This window comes from Parasphingorhabdus sp. W113 (assembly GCF_055693205.1).
This window is the reverse complement of the sequence record NZ_CM146328.1, coordinates 2,310,466-2,325,637: the sequence shown is the minus strand read 5'-3', so window position 1 is coordinate 2,325,637 and position 15,172 is coordinate 2,310,466. Positions and strand designations below refer to the sequence as shown.

The following is a 15,172-nucleotide window of genomic DNA, read 5'->3' as shown; positions in this document are numbered from 1 at the left end:
AATGGTTGCGTTGCTCTTTCCTTTTGCAAAATTGCCGCTAGCATGACGATCTCACGAACGGCGCGGCGAGTCTGGGGAGGAAAATCGATGCGGCATATTGCAATAATCGGGTCGGGGCCTGCTGGCTATTATTCCGCCGAAGCCGCTCAGAAAAAATATGGTGATGATGTTACCGTCGACATTATCGACCGGCTGCCGGTTCCATTCGGCCTGATCAGAACCGGCGTTGCGCCCGATCATCAGTCGATCAAGGCGGTGTCCCGGCGCTACGAGAAAACTGCTCTGGGTGACCAGGTTCATTTCATTGGCAATGTCAGTGTTGGCGATGATGTCAGCGTGGCTGAACTGCAGACGCTCTATGATGCGGTCATTCTGGCGACGGGTGCGCCCAATGATCGCAAGCTGGAAATTGAAGGCAACGCACTTCCCGGTGTCATCGGCAGCGCGGCCTTTGTCGGCTGGTATAACGGCCATCCGGATTATGCCGATCTCGATCCGGATCTGAGCGGCGAATCCGTTGCGATCATCGGCAACGGCAATGTAGCGCTGGATGTTGCGCGCATTTTGGCCAAGACCGAAGCAGAATTTGTCGGAAGCGATATTGTCGCCGACGCGCTCGACCAGCTCAAGCAAAGCAACGTCAAAACGATTACTTTGCTGGGCCGCCGTGGCCCGCATCAAATAGCCATGACACCCAAAGAACTGGGCGAACTGGGGCAGCTCGAACGCGCTGGTCCGCGCGTTGATATGCGCGATTTTCCTGATGAAGGCGCCGATGCGATGCTCGAACCGGGGATGCGCAAATCGGTGACTCATTTGCGGCAGTTTTTTGCCCGCGCCGGAGAGCTGCGCACCAAGCCGGTGACGATTGATTTCGACTTTTTTGCGATGCCGGTGGCGATTGAAGGTGAGGGCAAGGTCGAAAAGCTTGTGGTTGAAAAGACCCAACTTGACAACAGCTTACGGTCCATCGGAACCGGGGAGAGCTATGATCTCGCTTGTTCTCTGGTGATCAGCTGTATCGGCTATCGCACGCCGCCGATTGAAGGCGTACCCTATGAGCATGGCCGCGGCCGTTTTGCGAATGTCGATGGCCGAATCTTGCCGGGCCTCTATTGCGTCGGTTGGGCTCGCCGCGGTCCCAGTGGGACGATTGGCACCAACAAGCCGGATGGTTTTGCTATTATCGACACGGTTGCCGAGGATATCGGGGCGGGGGACAACAAGGAAGGCCGCCGCGGTCTCGACCGACTGTTTGAACGGCGGGGTGTGGATGCGGTGACGTTCCGGGACTGGAAAAAGATCGAAGAGGCGGAAATCGCCAATGCCCGTGAAGGGGCGCCGCGCGAGAAATTTACCGATGTGGCGGATATGATCGCGGCCCGCACGCGCTGAACGCTCAGGCGCTCCGGGTCAGCCAGTCAGCCAGAATCCTATTCACCTTTTCCGGTGCTTCCTGTTGAACCCAATGGGAGACGCTGGGCAATTTGCGGAGCGTGAAATCCGAAACCCATTCTTCGGTGCCTTCGGTGCAACGGATATTGAGCGCGGTGTCTTCCTCTCCCCAGACCATCAATGTCGGAATATCCACGCGGGCATCGCCATAGTCGAAACGGTGACGCAACAACGCCCGATAATAGTTGATCATCGCGGTCAATGCTCCGGGGCGGGAGGCCGCTTTTGCATAGATGTCGAGATCCTGCTCGCGGAAATTGGTCTGGTCGACCGCCATTTTGGCGAAGGCCTGCTTGATCGGCTCGCCTTTGCGGCGCGCGAGCAGAAATTCGGGCAATTTGGGAATCTGGAAAAAGAATATGTACCAGCTCCGACGCAACTGGCGCCAATGCCGGATTTCGCGCCGGCCCACCTCAGGGTGCGGGACGTTCATGATAATGAGTTTCTTCAGCGGTCGGACCTTGCGGATGGCAAAGGCCCACGCGATGATGGCACCCCAGTCATGGGCGATAAGGGTGATCTCTTTCGCCCCGCTTGCGTCGATAAGGGCAGCGACATCCGCACAGAGCGTTTCGATCGCATAAGATGCTACGCCGTCTGGTTTGCTCGATCCGCCATAGCCGCGCAAATTCGGGGCCCAAACGCGATAGCCCTGATCGACCAGCAACGAAATCTGAAATCGCCATGAATAGTGCAACTCGGGAAAACCATGCAAACATAGCGCGAGCTTGTCGCCGCTGCCGGCCTGGGCCACTTCAAACCGTTGCCCGTTTGCTTCCACCCAATTCACGGAAATGCCGCTTTCCGGTTCGGGCTGCCAAGAAACCTGATCTGTCATGCAAATATGATAGCAGCACTGCTCTTTAATCATACAGTTAAATCTGCTATTCGGTCCGAAAGTCTAACAGGAGAGAAATCATGCATGATCTGGTCATTCGCGGAGGAACTGTCGTCGATGGAAGCGGTGGTGCGCCATTCGTTGGGGATGTCGCCATTGATGGTGACCAGATTTCCCTGGTGGGCACGGTCGCCGAACAGGGGCGCGAGGAAATTGATGCGTCTGGTCGGATCGTGACCCCGGGCTTTGTCGATATTCATACTCATTATGACGGTCAGGCAACATGGGATGATGAAATGTCGCCTTCCAGCTGGCATGGCGTTACGACGGTGGTGATGGGCAATTGCGGTGTTGGCTTTGCCCCGGCCAAACCGGACAAGCATGAATGGTTGATCGGACTGATGGAAGGGGTGGAGGACATTCCCGGCACGGCGCTGGCCGAGGGCATGACCTGGAACTGGGAAACCTTCCCCGAATATATGGATGCGCTGGAGGCCATGCCGCGGACAATTGATGTTGCCACCCATGTTCCACATGGCGCGATCCGGGCCTATGTGCTGGGTGACCGAGAAAAACCGGGCGCGGTGCCGACCGAGGATGATATCGCGCAAATGTCGCAAATTGTTGAAGATGGCCTAAAAGCGGGTGCGCTGGGATTCTCGACGTCCCGGACGATATTGCACCGATCCGTTGACGGTGAACTGGTGCCAGGCACCACGGCCACCAAGGAAGAGTTGATCGGCATTGGCCGGGCGATGGGCCGGGTCGGACACGGGGTGTTTGAAATGGCCAGCGATCTCAACCGCGAATGGGACGAATTTGGCTGGATGGGCGATCTCAGCCGCGAAACCGGCATGCCGGTAACATTCGCCGCATTGCAGTCGATCGCCAAGGATCTGCCGCTCGACGAGCAGATCGCCAATATGCGCGCAGAGAATGACAATGGTGCCAATATCGTCGCGCAGATTGCGTTGCGCGGCAATGGCATCGTCATGGCCTGGCAGGGTACGGTGCATCCGTTTGTCCGAAAGCCGAGCTGGGAGACGATTGCCGAGCTGAGCTGGGAAGAGCAGCGGGCGCATTTGCTGGATCCCGCATTCAAGGCAAAGCTGATTGCCGAGGCCAGCCTGCCGGCCGAGAATGTCGATATGGCGCCGGTCCAGTTCATCGTGACCGACGGTTGGGCAATGCAGTTCCAGATGGACGACGGGTTCAACTATGAACCCACTGCCGAGGAGAGCATTGCGAGCCGGGCTGCTGCCGCCGGAGTCAGCGCGGCCGAATATGCCTATGATCTGCTGATGGAAGACGACGGCAAAGGGTTTATCTATCTGCCGATCCTCAACTATATTGACGGCAATCTCGATTTTCTCGAGCCGCTGCAAAATGCCGATGACACGGTCAATTCACTATCGGATGGCGGTGCCCATTGCGGAACAATTTGCGATGCCGCGTCGCCAACCTTCATGCTTGAGCACTGGGTGAAAAACCGCGCGCGCGGAACCATCACGCTGGAAAATGCGATCAAGCGGCAATGCCTGGATACCGCGCGGCTCTATGGCCTGAATGATCGCGGCTTGCTCAAACCCGGCTATCTCGCCGACGTGAATATTATCGATATGGACCGGATCAAGCTGGAAAAACCATGGCTGGCCTTTGATCTGCCTGCTGGCGGCAAGCGGTTGCTGCAAAAGGCACAAGGCTATGATTACACGATCAAGTCCGGGCAGGTGACGTTCAAGGGCGGTGTGGTCACCGACAAGCGGCCGGGCGGTCTGATCCGCGGTCCGCAACATGTCGAGATGCTCGAAGCAGCGGAATAGAGCCATGCTCGATGGTGCGGGCCTGCTGCGGCTGGCCTATCTCGCCAATATCGTGATTTTGGTGCCGATCTGCTGGTCGATGCTCTTCGGGACCGGAGTCAGCGGTGTGTTTGAAGGAACGGTGACCGAGTCCGCCGGATTGCGTCTGCTGGTCGGTAGCCTTTGGCTGGCGATCCTTTTGGGATCATTTGCAGGGCTTTATGCGCCCGGATTTTTTGCCCCGATCATTCTCATCCAGATCGTTTACAAGGCCACGTGGCTGCTGGCCTTTGTGGCGCCGCTGATCCTGGCCGGCAAATCCGATGTCGTGCCCTGGGGCATAACCACAACATTCATTCTGATCGTTGCGATCTATCCAGCGCTGTTCTGGTTTTCACAGGTCGGACGACGCGCGGCTTTGGAATAGAGAACAGAACTGGCGGGCACGGGACTGGTTCTGGCCAGCCCCGCACCCGAACGCTGTTCAAAACGCCTTTTGCCATCCGATCGTGACCATCCAGTCACCGGTCATTTGCGGCCCGTTGAGGTCCTGATAGATGGGAGCGCCCAGTTCGATGCCCAACCGATGTCCGGCAAGCGGGCCATGGGTGCCCACCAGATTGACGCCGCCGATCAAATCGACACGATCTCCACCCTGAAAATCCGGATTGGCGGTCTGCACTGGACCACGGATCAGGCCATCAATGCCTTGAACGCGGCCGGTCGTTCGTCCCTTGACCCGGCCGGATAGAGCAATCCACTGGGCCGGGCTGTAGCTAATCCAGCTTGTCAGTTCATGGATATCACCAAAGCGGTAACCCTGATCATTGGTGCCGGTGCGGACGGTTCCCGCATATTGCGATCCTAGACCAAATGCGCCGTGCCAGCTTTTGTAGGTTACTGTCGGTTTGAGATCCCAGGTGCCCGAACCGATCTGCATCATATAGGGGACGCGCACGGTTGGAGTCCCGCCCATCGGGGTCAGGATCTCTGCGGTTTCGGAGGTGGAACCGGTCGGGATCGAAACCGCAGCCCGGACATTCAGTTCCCGCTGTTGGTCGCCTTTACGATCGGCAACCCCGAGAATCGGAAAAACCCCGCCAATGGTAATGTCGCCAAAACCTTCCGGGCTGGTGGTAAAATCACCGGCGACTGTCGTTCCCATACCGCCTGCAAAGGTCGTATGTTCCATTTCTTTCTGGATATAGCTGCCCATTGCAACCAGCGTGACCCAGTCGGTGGGTGCATACATGGCCCCGACCATGGTCATGTCCGTCCGCATTGATGTCGGAACGATGCGCAAGGTTGGCGGCTGACCGGGGGCACCGAAAAACCGATTGGGCACGGTGGTGACGATCTGTTCTGGCGAGACGCTGTCGGTCCCAATTTGATTGCCGCTCATCTCCATATGCATATGGCGGACCGAGACCATGATCTCCCCCTTTTTATGGGCGTGATCGGCCATGACGCCGATCGGCGCATGGTCGTCCGCCCTTACGTCGTGGGCGAGGGCAGTGGAAGCAAAGGAACAGGCGACCAGCGCCGTTCCCGCGAAGAGAATTGGTTTCATTGAATTTTCCTGTCATTGTCTGATGAACTTGGTCGGCGGGATATCCGCACCAAATCGTGGGGGTGTTCAGACGAAGGCAGGCGGGCCTGTAGCCGGCGGAATATTGATCCGGTTGCGGACCGCGAACAGGCGCGGTGCAGCAAAGCCATGCTGGGCCATCATGGGATCATTCAGCGCCAGGGTTGGCGCTGATGCCAACAGACTGATATTGCTGGAGGCGGCAAAACTACAGGCTGCGCTTTCCGCGTCCTCGTTAGGCGCATCTTGCTCTTCGGGGCCGCCATAGACCATGGCCAGCAGCGCATAGTCCGGATGATCGGGCGTGATGGCGACTTTGCTATCCGCATGGCCGGAGCAAAGGGTGATTGCAAAGCCATTGGCTGATGATGTCGGCATGAAGCCTTGCGGCGTCACAGCCATCAGAATGACCGCGAAAAACGCGATTACCTGCATGGCAAGCCTGCCGTTCAAGGGCCGAGAAGAAGAGCTTTGATCGCGCATATCTGTGGTCGCAGCCTATAATTAGGCCGTTTGGAATTGGCTATCGCAAAGCAACAGACGACGGAAAAAAGGCGAGGAAAATCGGCACGAACGCCGGGCGCCAAACGGGAATTACACCCGCATCGGCATCAGGACATAGAGAGCCGGTGACTTGTCATTCTCGCGGATCAGGGTCGGTGCGCTGGCATCGGCGAGATGCAATTCGACATTGTCGCCTTCGATCTCGCTAAGAATATCCAGCAAGTAGCGCGAGTTGAAGCCGATTTCGAACGCGTCTTCCTTATAGGCACCCGGTACTTCTTCAGCGGCGGTGCCGTTTTCCGGCGATGTCACCGAAAGCGTGATCTTGTCGTCGCCGAGCGCCATTTTGACCGCACGGGTCTTTTCCGTGGCAATGGTGGAAACCCGATCGACACCCTGCGCGAAGCTTTTCGGGTCGATTTTCAAAATCTTGTCATTGCCGGTCGGGATGACACGGGTATAATCCGGGAACGTCCCGTCGATCAGCTTGCTGGTCAGGATTGCGGTGCCCAAAGTGAACCGGACTTTGCTCGCCGAAAGGTCGATCTGGACCGAGGCCTCGATATTCTCGTCGAGCAGTTTGCGCAGCTCATTCACGCATTTGCGCGGAACAATCACATCCGGCATGCCTTCGGCGCCCGCTGGGCGGGGCAGTGTTACGCGGGCGAGACGGTGTCCGTCGGTAGCCGCCGCTTTGAGAACCGGCTTGTCCTCATCCTGCACGTGTAGGAAGATACCGTTGAGATAATAACGGGTTTCTTCGGTGGAAATCGCGAATTTGGTCTTGTCGATAATCTGCACGAGCGAGGCGGCAGGCAATTCAAAACTGGTGGGCAGATCGCCTTCAGCGATGATCGGAAAATCATCACGGGGCAGCGTCTGCAAATTGAACCGCGCGCGGCCGGCATTGACTTTCATCTTGCCGTCAGCGGCATCCAGCTGCACTTGCGCTCCATCGGGCAATTTGCGGGCAATGTCGAACAGGGTGTGGGCCGATACGGTAATCGATCCGGCGGTCTCGACCTGCGCATCAACGGTCTCGACAACCTGCAGATCAAGGTCGGTGGCCATCAACTTGATGCCGCCGCCTTCACTGGCTTCGATCAGCACGTTGGACAGGATCGGGATGGTATTGCGTCGCTCGACCACCGACTGGACATGGCCCAGACTTTTCAGCAGCGCTGCGCGTTCGATTGTCGCTTTCATATACCATCCTTCATCTCTTGATCCGGCCGGCCTGGCATGGTCCGGATTCGGTGCCGGCAGCGGATCATTTGTGCAAGGGCGGAATGCAGACTCCGCCCGGTTCACCAATAACTCCCCGCTTCATTAACAATATCGTTCAATAGGGCAAGCCTGTTACGAAGGCACAGAACCATATTGCGGTGAAAATCTGTGGAAAAAACACACAATCGGGTTAAAGCCGAATGATCAGGTCCAAAATCAGTGCTGTCGGGGGTCAAATAGATCGTAATATGAGCGGGTTAAGTACCAACGGAAAGCGGCTGTTCATCGCCCGGCACGGAGAAACCATCTTCAACCTTGCCGGTCGGATCCAGGGCAATGAAGCCCATACACCCTTGACCCAGCGCGGATTTGCGCAGGCTGACGAGATGGGACGGGCGCTGGCGCGGCACTTAAGCGATCCGGTCCCGCTGACATTGACCGCCTCGGATACCGGACGCGCGCTGCAAACATTGTCGGTTGTCTGCGAACATATCGGGCTCGACTGGCATGAAACAATTGCCGATACCCGGTTGCGGGAAATCGACATGGGGCGTTGGGAAGGCGTGTATTATCGCGATCTGGATGGCCAGTTGCGGATCGATCACGAGCGCGGCCTGTTTCTGACCACCGCTCCGGGCGGCGAAGATTATGCCGATATTGCGGTTCGTTTGCAGGATTGGATCGCGGAACAGCGCTTTGATCGCGACATGCTGATCATCAGTCACGGCATGACGAGCCGCGTTTTGCGGGGTCTGTTGACGGGGCAGGATCCATTGTCCGCTATTGGCGCGCCGATGGCAGCAAGCTTGCCGCAGGGATCGATGGTGGCGATTGCCGATGGTGTCGAAACCATTGTGCATCTGGGCGTGGGCGAGGGCGAAAAGGCGTGATCCGGAAATCGGGCCTGCTCGCACTTTTGCTGTTACTCACCGCTACGCCTCTGGCGGCGAAAGACTCGCTGGGTATCTTTAACAGCTGGGGCGCTTTTCGCGATCCAGCGGTGCCACGCTGCTATGCGATCGCGGAATCAGAGGAAATTACCGGCAAGGCGGAGCGTAAATCCTATGTGTCGGTCGGTTTCTGGCCCAAGCGCGGGATCAGGGCCCAGTTTCATGCCCGCCTCAGCCGCGATCGATCCACCAATAGCCGGGTCAATCTCAGCATCGGAGGGCGCCGGTTTCAGCTCACCGCCACCCGATCAGACGGCTGGTCGCAGGACAAGCGGATGGATGCCGCGATCATCGCTGCGCTGCGGTCTTCGACCAGCATGACGATCGAAAGCGTGGGCCGCGATGGCAAGCCGATTGTCGATGCCTATCTGCTGCGCGGAGCCGCGACGGCGATTGATGCGGCGTCACTGGGCTGTTCACGACTACGCTAGCGCCGCGCTGGAATGACAGCGCTGGATTTATGCTGCAACGCACCCTATATGCCGGCCCATGCAGATTCCCGGCCATATTGATCCCGTACCCTTGCCCGCCAAGGTCACCCCGCGTCCGGATGGGCGGGCTGATCTTATTGGTTTGAGCCAGCTGGAAATTCGTGATCTGTTGAGCGCGGCAGGGCAGGATGACAAACAGGCCAAATTGCGCTCAAAACAGCTGTTCCACTGGATTTATCATCGCGGTGTTGTCGATTTTCACGAGATGACCGATCTCGGCAAAGCGTTGCGGGCCTGGATGGAAGAACGATTTGTCGTCGGGCGCCCCGAAATTGTCGAAGCCCATGTGTCCACCGACGGGACGCGCAAATGGTTGCTGCGCTCGGCCGATGGCCAGGACTATGAAATGGTCTTCATCCCGGACGCGGATCGCGGAACTTTGTGTATTTCCAGCCAGGTGGGCTGCACGCTGAATTGCCGGTTTTGCCATACCGGCACCATGCGGCTGGTGCGCAATCTGACGCCGGGTGAGATTGTCGGTCAGGTCATGCTGGCCCGCGACGCGCTCGGCGAATGGCCCAAGGGCGCGATGGATGCGCTGGATGACGAGGAAAGCGCGACCGCCTATGAAAGCGACGGGCGTTTGCTGACCAATATTGTCCTGATGGGCATGGGCGAACCGCTTTATAATTTCGACAATGTCCGCGATGCGATGAAGGTTGTCATGGATGGCGCCGGGCTCGCGCTTTCGCGTCGCCGTATCACCCTGTCGACCAGCGGTGTGGTTCCAATGATCGCGCGGGCAGGGGAAGAGATCAACGTCAACCTCGCCATCTCCTTGCACGCGGTCAACAAGGAAATCCGCGATGAAATCGTGCCGCTGAACCGCAAATATAGCATCGAAGAGCTGCTCCAGGCCTGTGCCGATTATCCCGGTGCCAGCAACGCGCGGCGGATTACCTTTGAATATGTGATGCTCAAGGGCAAGAATGACAGTGATCAGGATGCGCGGGAACTGGTCAACCTGCTGCGCAAATATGATTTGCCGGCAAAGGTCAACCTGATCCCGTTCAACCCCTGGCCCGGTTCCGCCTATGAATGCTCCGAGCCGGCGCGGATCAAGAGCTTTTCCAAAATTATTTTCGATGCCGGCATCAGCGCCCCGGTGCGGACGCCGCGCGGGCGCGACATCATGGCCGCGTGCGGTCAGCTGAAATCAGACAGCGAAAAGAAAAGCCGTGCGGAACTGGATCGGCTTGCCGAAGAAAAACAGGCGGCCCTGGGCTAGAGCAACCCGGATTCCACGCCTCAGACCGTTGCAATCACGTCGATCTCGACCATCAGGTCCGGGAGCGCCAGTGCCTTCACTTCCACAATCGTGTCTGCGGGATAAGGCTCTGAAAAATAGCGCTTTCGTGCGGCAACAATTTGCGAGAAATGCGCCATGTCGGTGAGATAGATCGTCACTTTGACAATCTTGTCCCGGCTGCTGCCACCGGCGGCCAGAACCGTATCGATATTGGTAAAGGTCTGTTCCACTTGCCGATCAAAATTGCCCATGCCGACAATATTCCCCGCTGGATCAATCGCCGCCTGACCCGACAGAAACAGCAAATCCCCAACCCGCCAGCCGGGGGAAATCGCATAGGGAGCGAGCGGATCGGGATTGATCGTGATGACATGGCGTTGGGTCAAAGCATATTCTCCTCAGTTGGGCCGATTTTCGCGTCTGTGTAACGACCGGCTTTCTTTTGCCGAATAGCAGCCTAGAATGCACGCACATATGACAGCAATTTCCGATCAGAAACAGCCGCGTCATCGGTTGAGTACCCGGCTGTGGCATGGCGTGAACGCGCTGTGCCTGCTGGTGCTGGTGATGAGCGGTCTAACGATCTTCAACGCCCATCCCCGGCTATACTGGGGTGAATATGGGGCCAATGATGATTATGCCTGGGCGGCGGTCGGATCGTCCCAGACTCTCGGATATGTGCGGGTTGGGGAAACGAAAATCGAAACAACCGGATGGATCGGCAACTGGCGGGATGCCGATGGCGCCATCCAGACCTGGGCTTTTCCGGGGTGGGCGACGATACCGTCCTATTATAGCCTGGCCGAAGGGCGGCGCTGGCATTTTTCTTCGCCTGGATTTTCAGCATCGGTCTCGGTTTTTTCATGATCCGGTCCTTGTGGAATCGCCATATTCAGTCTGATTTGCACGTTCGCCGGGCGGAATGGCGGCCGTCTGCAATCTGGGCGGATATAAAGAGTCATATCGGGTTTCGGTTGCGGTCGGATCCTGATCGGCAAGGCTATAATATTCTTCAGAAACTCACCTATATCGCGGTCATTTTCCTGCTCTTGCCGATGATGATCCTCTCTGGTTTGGCGATGTCACCGGCGATGGATGCGAACTGGCCATGGCTGACGGATATTTTCGGTGGCCGGCAATCGGCCCGTTCCGCTCATTTTATCGGGATGCTGCTCCTGTTGTTGTTCTTTGTTGTGCACATGCTGGCCCTGTTATTGGCCGGACCGTTGAAGAAAAGCTGGGCGATGATCGCCGGCGGCCGAAAACTGGAGCAAGCTGATGACTAAGCTGCTGACTCGAAGAACTTTGGTGACAAGCGCTGCCCTTGGGGCGGGGACGCTGCTCAGCGGCTGCGATGCACTAAGCCGCAATCCGGCGTTTCAGAACCTGTTGTCGAGTGCAGAAACGGCGAACTTCGCGGTTCAGCGCGCGCTCGGTGATCGGATGGAGCTGGCAAGCGAATATCAGATCGCCGATCTTTCTCCCAAATTTCGCGCCAACGGAACCCGCGATCCGGGCACAAAAGACTATCAGGCCAGCGCCAATCAGGGCTTTGCCAATTGGCAGCTTCGGCTGACCGGCCTGTTCGCAAAGCCGCAGAATTTCTCACTCGCAGCCCTGCAATCCATGCCGCAAAGAACCCAGATCACCCGGCATGATTGCGTCGAGGGATGGAGCGCGATTGGCCAGTGGACCGGTGTGCCGTTGAAGCTGTTGCTTGATCTCGCAGAGCTGACCAAAGAGGCACGTTATCTGGTGTTTCATTGCGCCGACCGGCTCGGCGGACGCCCCTATTACGAGAGTATCGACTTGCTCGATGGGTTCCATCCGCAGACGATGTTGGCCCATCGGCTGAACGGAGAGCCGCTGCCGATCGAAAATGGCGCGCCGCTGCGCCTGCGTGTGGAACGGCAACTGGGCTACAAGCACGCAAAATATGTCCACGGCGTGGAAGCGGTGGCCAGTCTGGACGGCATCGGATCGGGGAAGGGCGGCTATTGGGAAGATGTCGCCAATTATGAATGGTATGCGGGCATTTGATTGAAACCGGGGGACGAGAACTGTTGAGGAGTAGTTGATGTCCATATTGGGTAAATTTCTTGGAAGCGTGATCACTCAGGGATCACTCGAAGTTCTGCATGCCGATGGCACAACGGAAAAATTCGGCCAACCGACAGAAGGTTTTCCGGATGTTGCGGTCCGACTGACCGACAAGTCCGCCATGCGGCAAATTTTGCTCGACCCGCGCCTTGGCGCTGCTGAAGCCTATATGGATGGACAGCTGGTGGTAGAGCGCGGGGATATCATGGAGCTGATCCAGCTGCTCCGCGCCAACCGGCCATGGGAACGGGGCGGCAAACTCAAGGAACCGGGCAGACTGAAGAAAGCCAAGGATTTTGTTGTGGGGCGCCTCGACCGGCTGAACTGGGAAAGCCGGGCCAAGGCCAATGTCGCGCATCACTATGATCTGAAGCGGGAATTATACGCGCTGTTTCTTGATGATGACCTTCAATATAGCTGCGCCTATTGGCAAAGCCCGGATATTTCCCTGGAGCAGGCGCAGCGGGACAAAAAAGCCCATATCGCGGCGAAGCTGGCTCTGGAGCCCAAACAACAGGTGCTCGATATCGGATGCGGTTGGGGCGGCATGGCGCTGTATCTGCATGAGCAATTTGACGTTGATGTGCTGGGTATCACGTTGAGCGCCGAGCAGCTCGCGGTGGCTCAGGAACGCGCGGCTTCGGCTGGTGTAGCGGATCGCGTGCGGTTTGAATTGATCGACTATCGGGATCTCGCGAAACGGGACGCCGGGCGGTTTGACCGGATCGTTTCGGTCGGGATGTTCGAACATGTCGGCAGCCCCTATTTCAAGACCTTCTTCCGCTGTGCGGCCAATCTGATGACCAGCGACGGGGTGATGCTGTTGCACACGATTGGTCGGATGGGAAAACCGGGATCTACGGATGCGTTCACACGAAAATATATCTTCCCGGGTGGCTATATCCCGGCGCTGAGCGAAACGCTGGTCGCCAGCGAACAGTCGCGGTTGATCGCCAGCGATGTCGAAACATTGCGCCTCCATTACGCGCTGACATTGCGCGAGTGGTACAAGCGCACCTTGGCCAATCGGGACGCGATTGTGGCGATGTATGACGAGCGGTTCTTTCGCATGTGGGCCTTCTATCTAGCCGGAGCGACCGCCGCGTTTGAAAGTGGTGGCATGTGCAATTACCAGATCCAGTTTACCCGCAACCGTCGGGCCCTGCCGCTGACCCGCGACTATATTGGTGAAACCGAAAAAGGCCTGCGCTGATCCGCAAAATGACGCCTTATTCTGGGTAGGTTTCCGCCATATAGGCAAGATCCTTGCTGATAATCTGTTCGAGAACAGATTCATCAACCTGCTCTAGTCTTTTGATATACAGGCAGGATTTCCCAATCCGATGCTTGCCCAGCTTGTCCAGCAAGGCGTCTTTTTCCTTGAAGCCACCAATGCAGTAGAGCGTGATATCCTGTTTGCGCGGGCTGAACCCGGTGCGCATCATGTCGCCTTCCCGGCCGCTGTCATATTTATAGTGATATTGCCCGAAGCCAATCATGCTGGGCCCCCACATTTTCGGTTTGTGCCCCGAGAGACGTTCCATCATTTTGCAGATTTTTCGGGCATCGGCCTGTTTCCATTCCGGTTCCACCTTGCTCAGAAATTGCTCGACACTGGCATCGGTTGCCTTGGTCTTGTTCTCTGCTTTTGCCATACTGATCTCCTCCGATTGGGAACATATCATATTGCGCGGAATTTTGGAGCCTGTTAGGCGCGGCGCTTAATTCATCGAAAGACAATAGCATGACTGATTCTGTCAAACGTGTCGTACTGGCCTTTTCCGGCGGGCTGGATACCAGCGTCATCCTGAAATGGCTGCAACAGGAATATGGTTGCGAGGTGGTCACGTTTACCGCCGATCTGGGGCAGGGCGAAGAGCTCGGCCCGGCGCGCAAGACCGCGGAAATGTTGGGCGTGAAGCCAGAGCATATTTTTATCGACGATCTGCGCGAAGAATTTGTCAAAGATTATGTCTTCCCGATGATGCGCGCCAATGCGCTTTATGAAGGGCTGTATCTGCTCGGCACGTCGATTGCCCGGCCGCTGATATCCAAGCGGCAGATCGAAATTGCGGCGCAGACCGGCGCCGACGCGGTGGCCCACGGGGCAACCGGCAAGGGCAATGACCAGATCCGCTTTGAACTGGGCTATTACGGCCTGAATCCGGACGTGAAAGTCATCGCGCCGTGGCGGGAATGGGATCTGACCAGCCGGACCCGGTTGATCGAATTTGCCGAGAAACATCAGATACCGGTGCCGAAAGACAAGCGCGGTGAAGCGCCGTTTTCGACCGATGCCAATATGTTGCACACCTCTTCCGAAGGCAAGATTCTCGAAGATCCGTGGGAAGAAGTGCCGGACTATGTCTATTCCCGCACCAACCATCCCGAAGATGCGCCGGACACGCCCGAATATATCACGATCGATTTCGAACATGGCGATGGCGTCGCGATTAACGGCGAAGGCATGTCACCGGCAACTTTGCTCGAAAAGCTGAATGACTATGGCCGCGAGCACGGCATCGGGCGTCTGGACCTGGTCGAAAACCGGTTTGTCGGCATGAAGTCCCGCGGGATGTATGAAACCCCCGGCGGCACCATCTATCACGCCGCCCATCGGGGCATCGAGCAACTGACCCTGGACAGCGGCGCCGCGCATATGAAGGATGAGCTGGCACCGCGCTATGCCGAGCTGGTCTATAACGGTTTCTGGTTCGCACCGGAGCGCGAAATGCTGCAGGCGGCGATTGACAAGAGCCAGGAGCGGGTCACCGGAACCGTCCGGCTGAAATTGTACAAGGGGTCGGTCAATGTTGTCGGCCGGAAGGCTGATGTTGACTTCAATCTGTATAGCGAAGATGTGGTGACTTTTGAAGATGATGCCGGCGCCTATGACCAGAAAGATGCGGAAGGCTTTATCAAACTCAACGCCTTGCGCCTGCGGTTGCTCGGCAAGCGTCGGGGCTAG

At 57.3% G+C, this 15,172-nt stretch carries 15 protein-coding genes and 1 pseudogene; 10 read left to right on the top strand and 6 right to left on the bottom strand.

The annotated features are described in order from the left end of the window. Nucleotides 1–87: 87 nt before the first annotated feature. On the top strand, nucleotides 88–1,395 hold the full coding sequence (locus tag ACZ1GS_RS11195; protein ID WP_472695268.1) for an FAD-dependent oxidoreductase: 1,308 nt from the start codon (nucleotides 88–90) through the stop codon (nucleotides 1,393–1,395). A 4-nt stretch (nucleotides 1,396–1,399) separates the two neighbouring features. On the opposite strand, the gene ACZ1GS_RS11190 is transcribed toward ACZ1GS_RS11195, so the two are convergent. Then, entirely contained in the window at nucleotides 1,400–2,293 is an 894-nt protein-coding gene (locus ACZ1GS_RS11190; protein ID WP_472695267.1) for an alpha/beta fold hydrolase, read from the bottom strand. Between the two features lie 80 nt (nucleotides 2,294–2,373). Between ACZ1GS_RS11190 and ACZ1GS_RS11185 the strand changes: the two genes are divergently transcribed. Next, nucleotides 2,374–4,116 carry an N-acyl-D-amino-acid deacylase family protein gene (locus ACZ1GS_RS11185; protein ID WP_472695266.1) on the top strand — a complete coding sequence of 581 codons (1,743 nt, stop codon included), beginning with the start codon at nucleotides 2,374–2,376 and terminating at the stop codon, nucleotides 4,114–4,116. Between the two features lie 4 nt (nucleotides 4,117–4,120). Beyond that, nucleotides 4,121–4,522 carry a hypothetical protein gene (locus tag ACZ1GS_RS11180; RefSeq protein ID WP_472695265.1) on the top strand — a complete coding sequence of 134 codons (402 nt, stop codon included), beginning with the start codon at nucleotides 4,121–4,123 and terminating at the stop codon, nucleotides 4,520–4,522. 57 nt (nucleotides 4,523–4,579) lie between these two features. Here ACZ1GS_RS11180 and ACZ1GS_RS11175 read toward each other — a convergent pair whose 3' ends face one another. The 3 genes from ACZ1GS_RS11175 to dnaN form a co-directional block, all read right to left on the bottom strand. Further along, the gene (locus ACZ1GS_RS11175) at nucleotides 4,580–5,665 is read right to left on the bottom strand and encodes a transporter (RefSeq protein ID WP_472695264.1); all 1,086 of its coding nucleotides are present in this window, start codon (nucleotides 5,663–5,665) and stop codon (nucleotides 4,580–4,582) included. A 66-nt stretch (nucleotides 5,666–5,731) separates the two neighbouring features. Beyond that, a complete protein-coding gene (locus tag ACZ1GS_RS11170; RefSeq protein WP_472695263.1) occupies nucleotides 5,732–6,118 on the bottom strand; it encodes a hypothetical protein in 387 nt (128 codons plus the stop codon). A gap of 159 nt (nucleotides 6,119–6,277) precedes the next feature. Continuing rightward, on the bottom strand, nucleotides 6,278–7,393 hold the full coding sequence (dnaN, locus tag ACZ1GS_RS11165; protein WP_472695262.1) for a DNA polymerase III subunit beta: 1,116 nt from the start codon (nucleotides 7,391–7,393) through the stop codon (nucleotides 6,278–6,280). Between the two features lie 269 nt (nucleotides 7,394–7,662). Between dnaN and ACZ1GS_RS11160 the strand changes: the two genes are divergently transcribed. The 3 genes from ACZ1GS_RS11160 to rlmN are packed head-to-tail and all read left to right on the top strand — an operon-like array spanning nucleotide 7,663 to nucleotide 10,083. After that, nucleotides 7,663–8,304 carry a histidine phosphatase family protein gene (locus ACZ1GS_RS11160; protein WP_472695261.1) on the top strand — a complete coding sequence of 214 codons (642 nt, stop codon included), beginning with the start codon at nucleotides 7,663–7,665 and terminating at the stop codon, nucleotides 8,302–8,304. After that, nucleotides 8,301–8,795 carry an invasion associated locus B family protein gene (locus tag ACZ1GS_RS11155; protein WP_472695260.1) on the top strand — a complete coding sequence of 165 codons (495 nt, stop codon included), beginning with the start codon at nucleotides 8,301–8,303 and terminating at the stop codon, nucleotides 8,793–8,795. Before ACZ1GS_RS11160 ends, ACZ1GS_RS11155 begins: the two co-directional genes overlap by 4 nt. Nucleotides 8,796–8,853: 58 nt before the next feature. Next, the gene (gene rlmN, locus ACZ1GS_RS11150) at nucleotides 8,854–10,083 is read left to right on the top strand and encodes a dual-specificity RNA methyltransferase RlmN (protein ID WP_472695259.1); all 1,230 of its coding nucleotides are present in this window, start codon (nucleotides 8,854–8,856) and stop codon (nucleotides 10,081–10,083) included. A 20-nt stretch (nucleotides 10,084–10,103) separates the two neighbouring features. On the opposite strand, the gene ACZ1GS_RS11145 is transcribed toward rlmN, so the two are convergent. Continuing rightward, nucleotides 10,104–10,490, bottom strand: coding sequence for a RidA family protein (locus ACZ1GS_RS11145; protein ID WP_472695258.1), 387 nt, complete (start codon nucleotides 10,488–10,490; stop codon nucleotides 10,104–10,106). Between the two features lie 88 nt (nucleotides 10,491–10,578). On the opposite strand from ACZ1GS_RS11145, the pseudogene ACZ1GS_RS11140 reads away from it, so the two are divergent. The 3 genes and pseudogenes from ACZ1GS_RS11140 (at nucleotide 10,579) to ACZ1GS_RS11130 (ending at nucleotide 13,417) form a co-directional block, all read left to right on the top strand. Next, nucleotides 10,579–11,390: pseudogene (locus ACZ1GS_RS11140) on the top strand (cytochrome b/b6 domain-containing protein). Continuing rightward, complete coding sequence (locus ACZ1GS_RS11135) at nucleotides 11,383–12,144, top strand: molybdopterin-dependent oxidoreductase (protein ID WP_472695257.1); 762 nt, start codon at nucleotides 11,383–11,385, stop codon at nucleotides 12,142–12,144. Before ACZ1GS_RS11140 ends, ACZ1GS_RS11135 begins: the two are co-directional and overlap by 8 nt. Nucleotides 12,145–12,181: 37 nt before the next feature. After that, a complete protein-coding gene (locus ACZ1GS_RS11130; protein ID WP_472695256.1) occupies nucleotides 12,182–13,417 on the top strand; it encodes a class I SAM-dependent methyltransferase in 1,236 nt (411 codons plus the stop codon). 16 nt (nucleotides 13,418–13,433) lie between these two features. Here ACZ1GS_RS11130 and ACZ1GS_RS11125 read toward each other — a convergent pair whose 3' ends face one another. Then, complete coding sequence (locus tag ACZ1GS_RS11125; RefSeq protein ID WP_472695255.1) at nucleotides 13,434–13,859, bottom strand: DUF1801 domain-containing protein; 426 nt, start codon at nucleotides 13,857–13,859, stop codon at nucleotides 13,434–13,436. Between the two features lie 89 nt (nucleotides 13,860–13,948). Here ACZ1GS_RS11125 and ACZ1GS_RS11120 point away from each other — a divergent pair, with 89 nt between their 5' ends. Further along, on the top strand, nucleotides 13,949–15,172 hold the full coding sequence (locus ACZ1GS_RS11120; RefSeq protein WP_472695254.1) for an argininosuccinate synthase: 1,224 nt from the start codon (nucleotides 13,949–13,951) through the stop codon (nucleotides 15,170–15,172).

What these genes read in the sequence shown, in the direction of transcription:
- ACZ1GS_RS11195 (WP_472695268.1), top strand. Translation starts at nt 88, where the DNA reads ATGCGGCATATTGCAATAATCGGGTCGGGGCCTGCTGGCTATTATTCC.
- ACZ1GS_RS11190 (WP_472695267.1), bottom strand. Translation starts at nt 2,293, where the DNA reads ATGACAGATCAGGTTTCTTGGCAGCCCGAACCGGAAAGCGGCATTTCC.
- ACZ1GS_RS11185 (WP_472695266.1), top strand. Translation starts at nt 2,374, where the DNA reads ATGCATGATCTGGTCATTCGCGGAGGAACTGTCGTCGATGGAAGCGGT.
- ACZ1GS_RS11180 (WP_472695265.1), top strand. Translation starts at nt 4,121, where the DNA reads ATGCTCGATGGTGCGGGCCTGCTGCGGCTGGCCTATCTCGCCAATATC.
- ACZ1GS_RS11175 (WP_472695264.1), bottom strand. Translation starts at nt 5,665, where the DNA reads ATGAAACCAATTCTCTTCGCGGGAACGGCGCTGGTCGCCTGTTCCTTT.
- ACZ1GS_RS11170 (WP_472695263.1), bottom strand. Translation starts at nt 6,118, where the DNA reads ATGCAGGTAATCGCGTTTTTCGCGGTCATTCTGATGGCTGTGACGCCG.
- dnaN (WP_472695262.1), bottom strand. Translation starts at nt 7,393, where the DNA reads ATGAAAGCGACAATCGAACGCGCAGCGCTGCTGAAAAGTCTGGGCCAT.
- ACZ1GS_RS11160 (WP_472695261.1), top strand. Translation starts at nt 7,663, where the DNA reads ATGAGCGGGTTAAGTACCAACGGAAAGCGGCTGTTCATCGCCCGGCAC.
- rlmN (WP_472695259.1), top strand. Translation starts at nt 8,854, where the DNA reads ATGCAGATTCCCGGCCATATTGATCCCGTACCCTTGCCCGCCAAGGTC.
- ACZ1GS_RS11135 (WP_472695257.1), top strand. Translation starts at nt 11,383, where the DNA reads ATGACTAAGCTGCTGACTCGAAGAACTTTGGTGACAAGCGCTGCCCTT.
- ACZ1GS_RS11130 (WP_472695256.1), top strand. Translation starts at nt 12,182, where the DNA reads ATGTCCATATTGGGTAAATTTCTTGGAAGCGTGATCACTCAGGGATCA.
- ACZ1GS_RS11125 (WP_472695255.1), bottom strand. Translation starts at nt 13,859, where the DNA reads ATGGCAAAAGCAGAGAACAAGACCAAGGCAACCGATGCCAGTGTCGAG.
- ACZ1GS_RS11120 (WP_472695254.1), top strand. Translation starts at nt 13,949, where the DNA reads ATGACTGATTCTGTCAAACGTGTCGTACTGGCCTTTTCCGGCGGGCTG.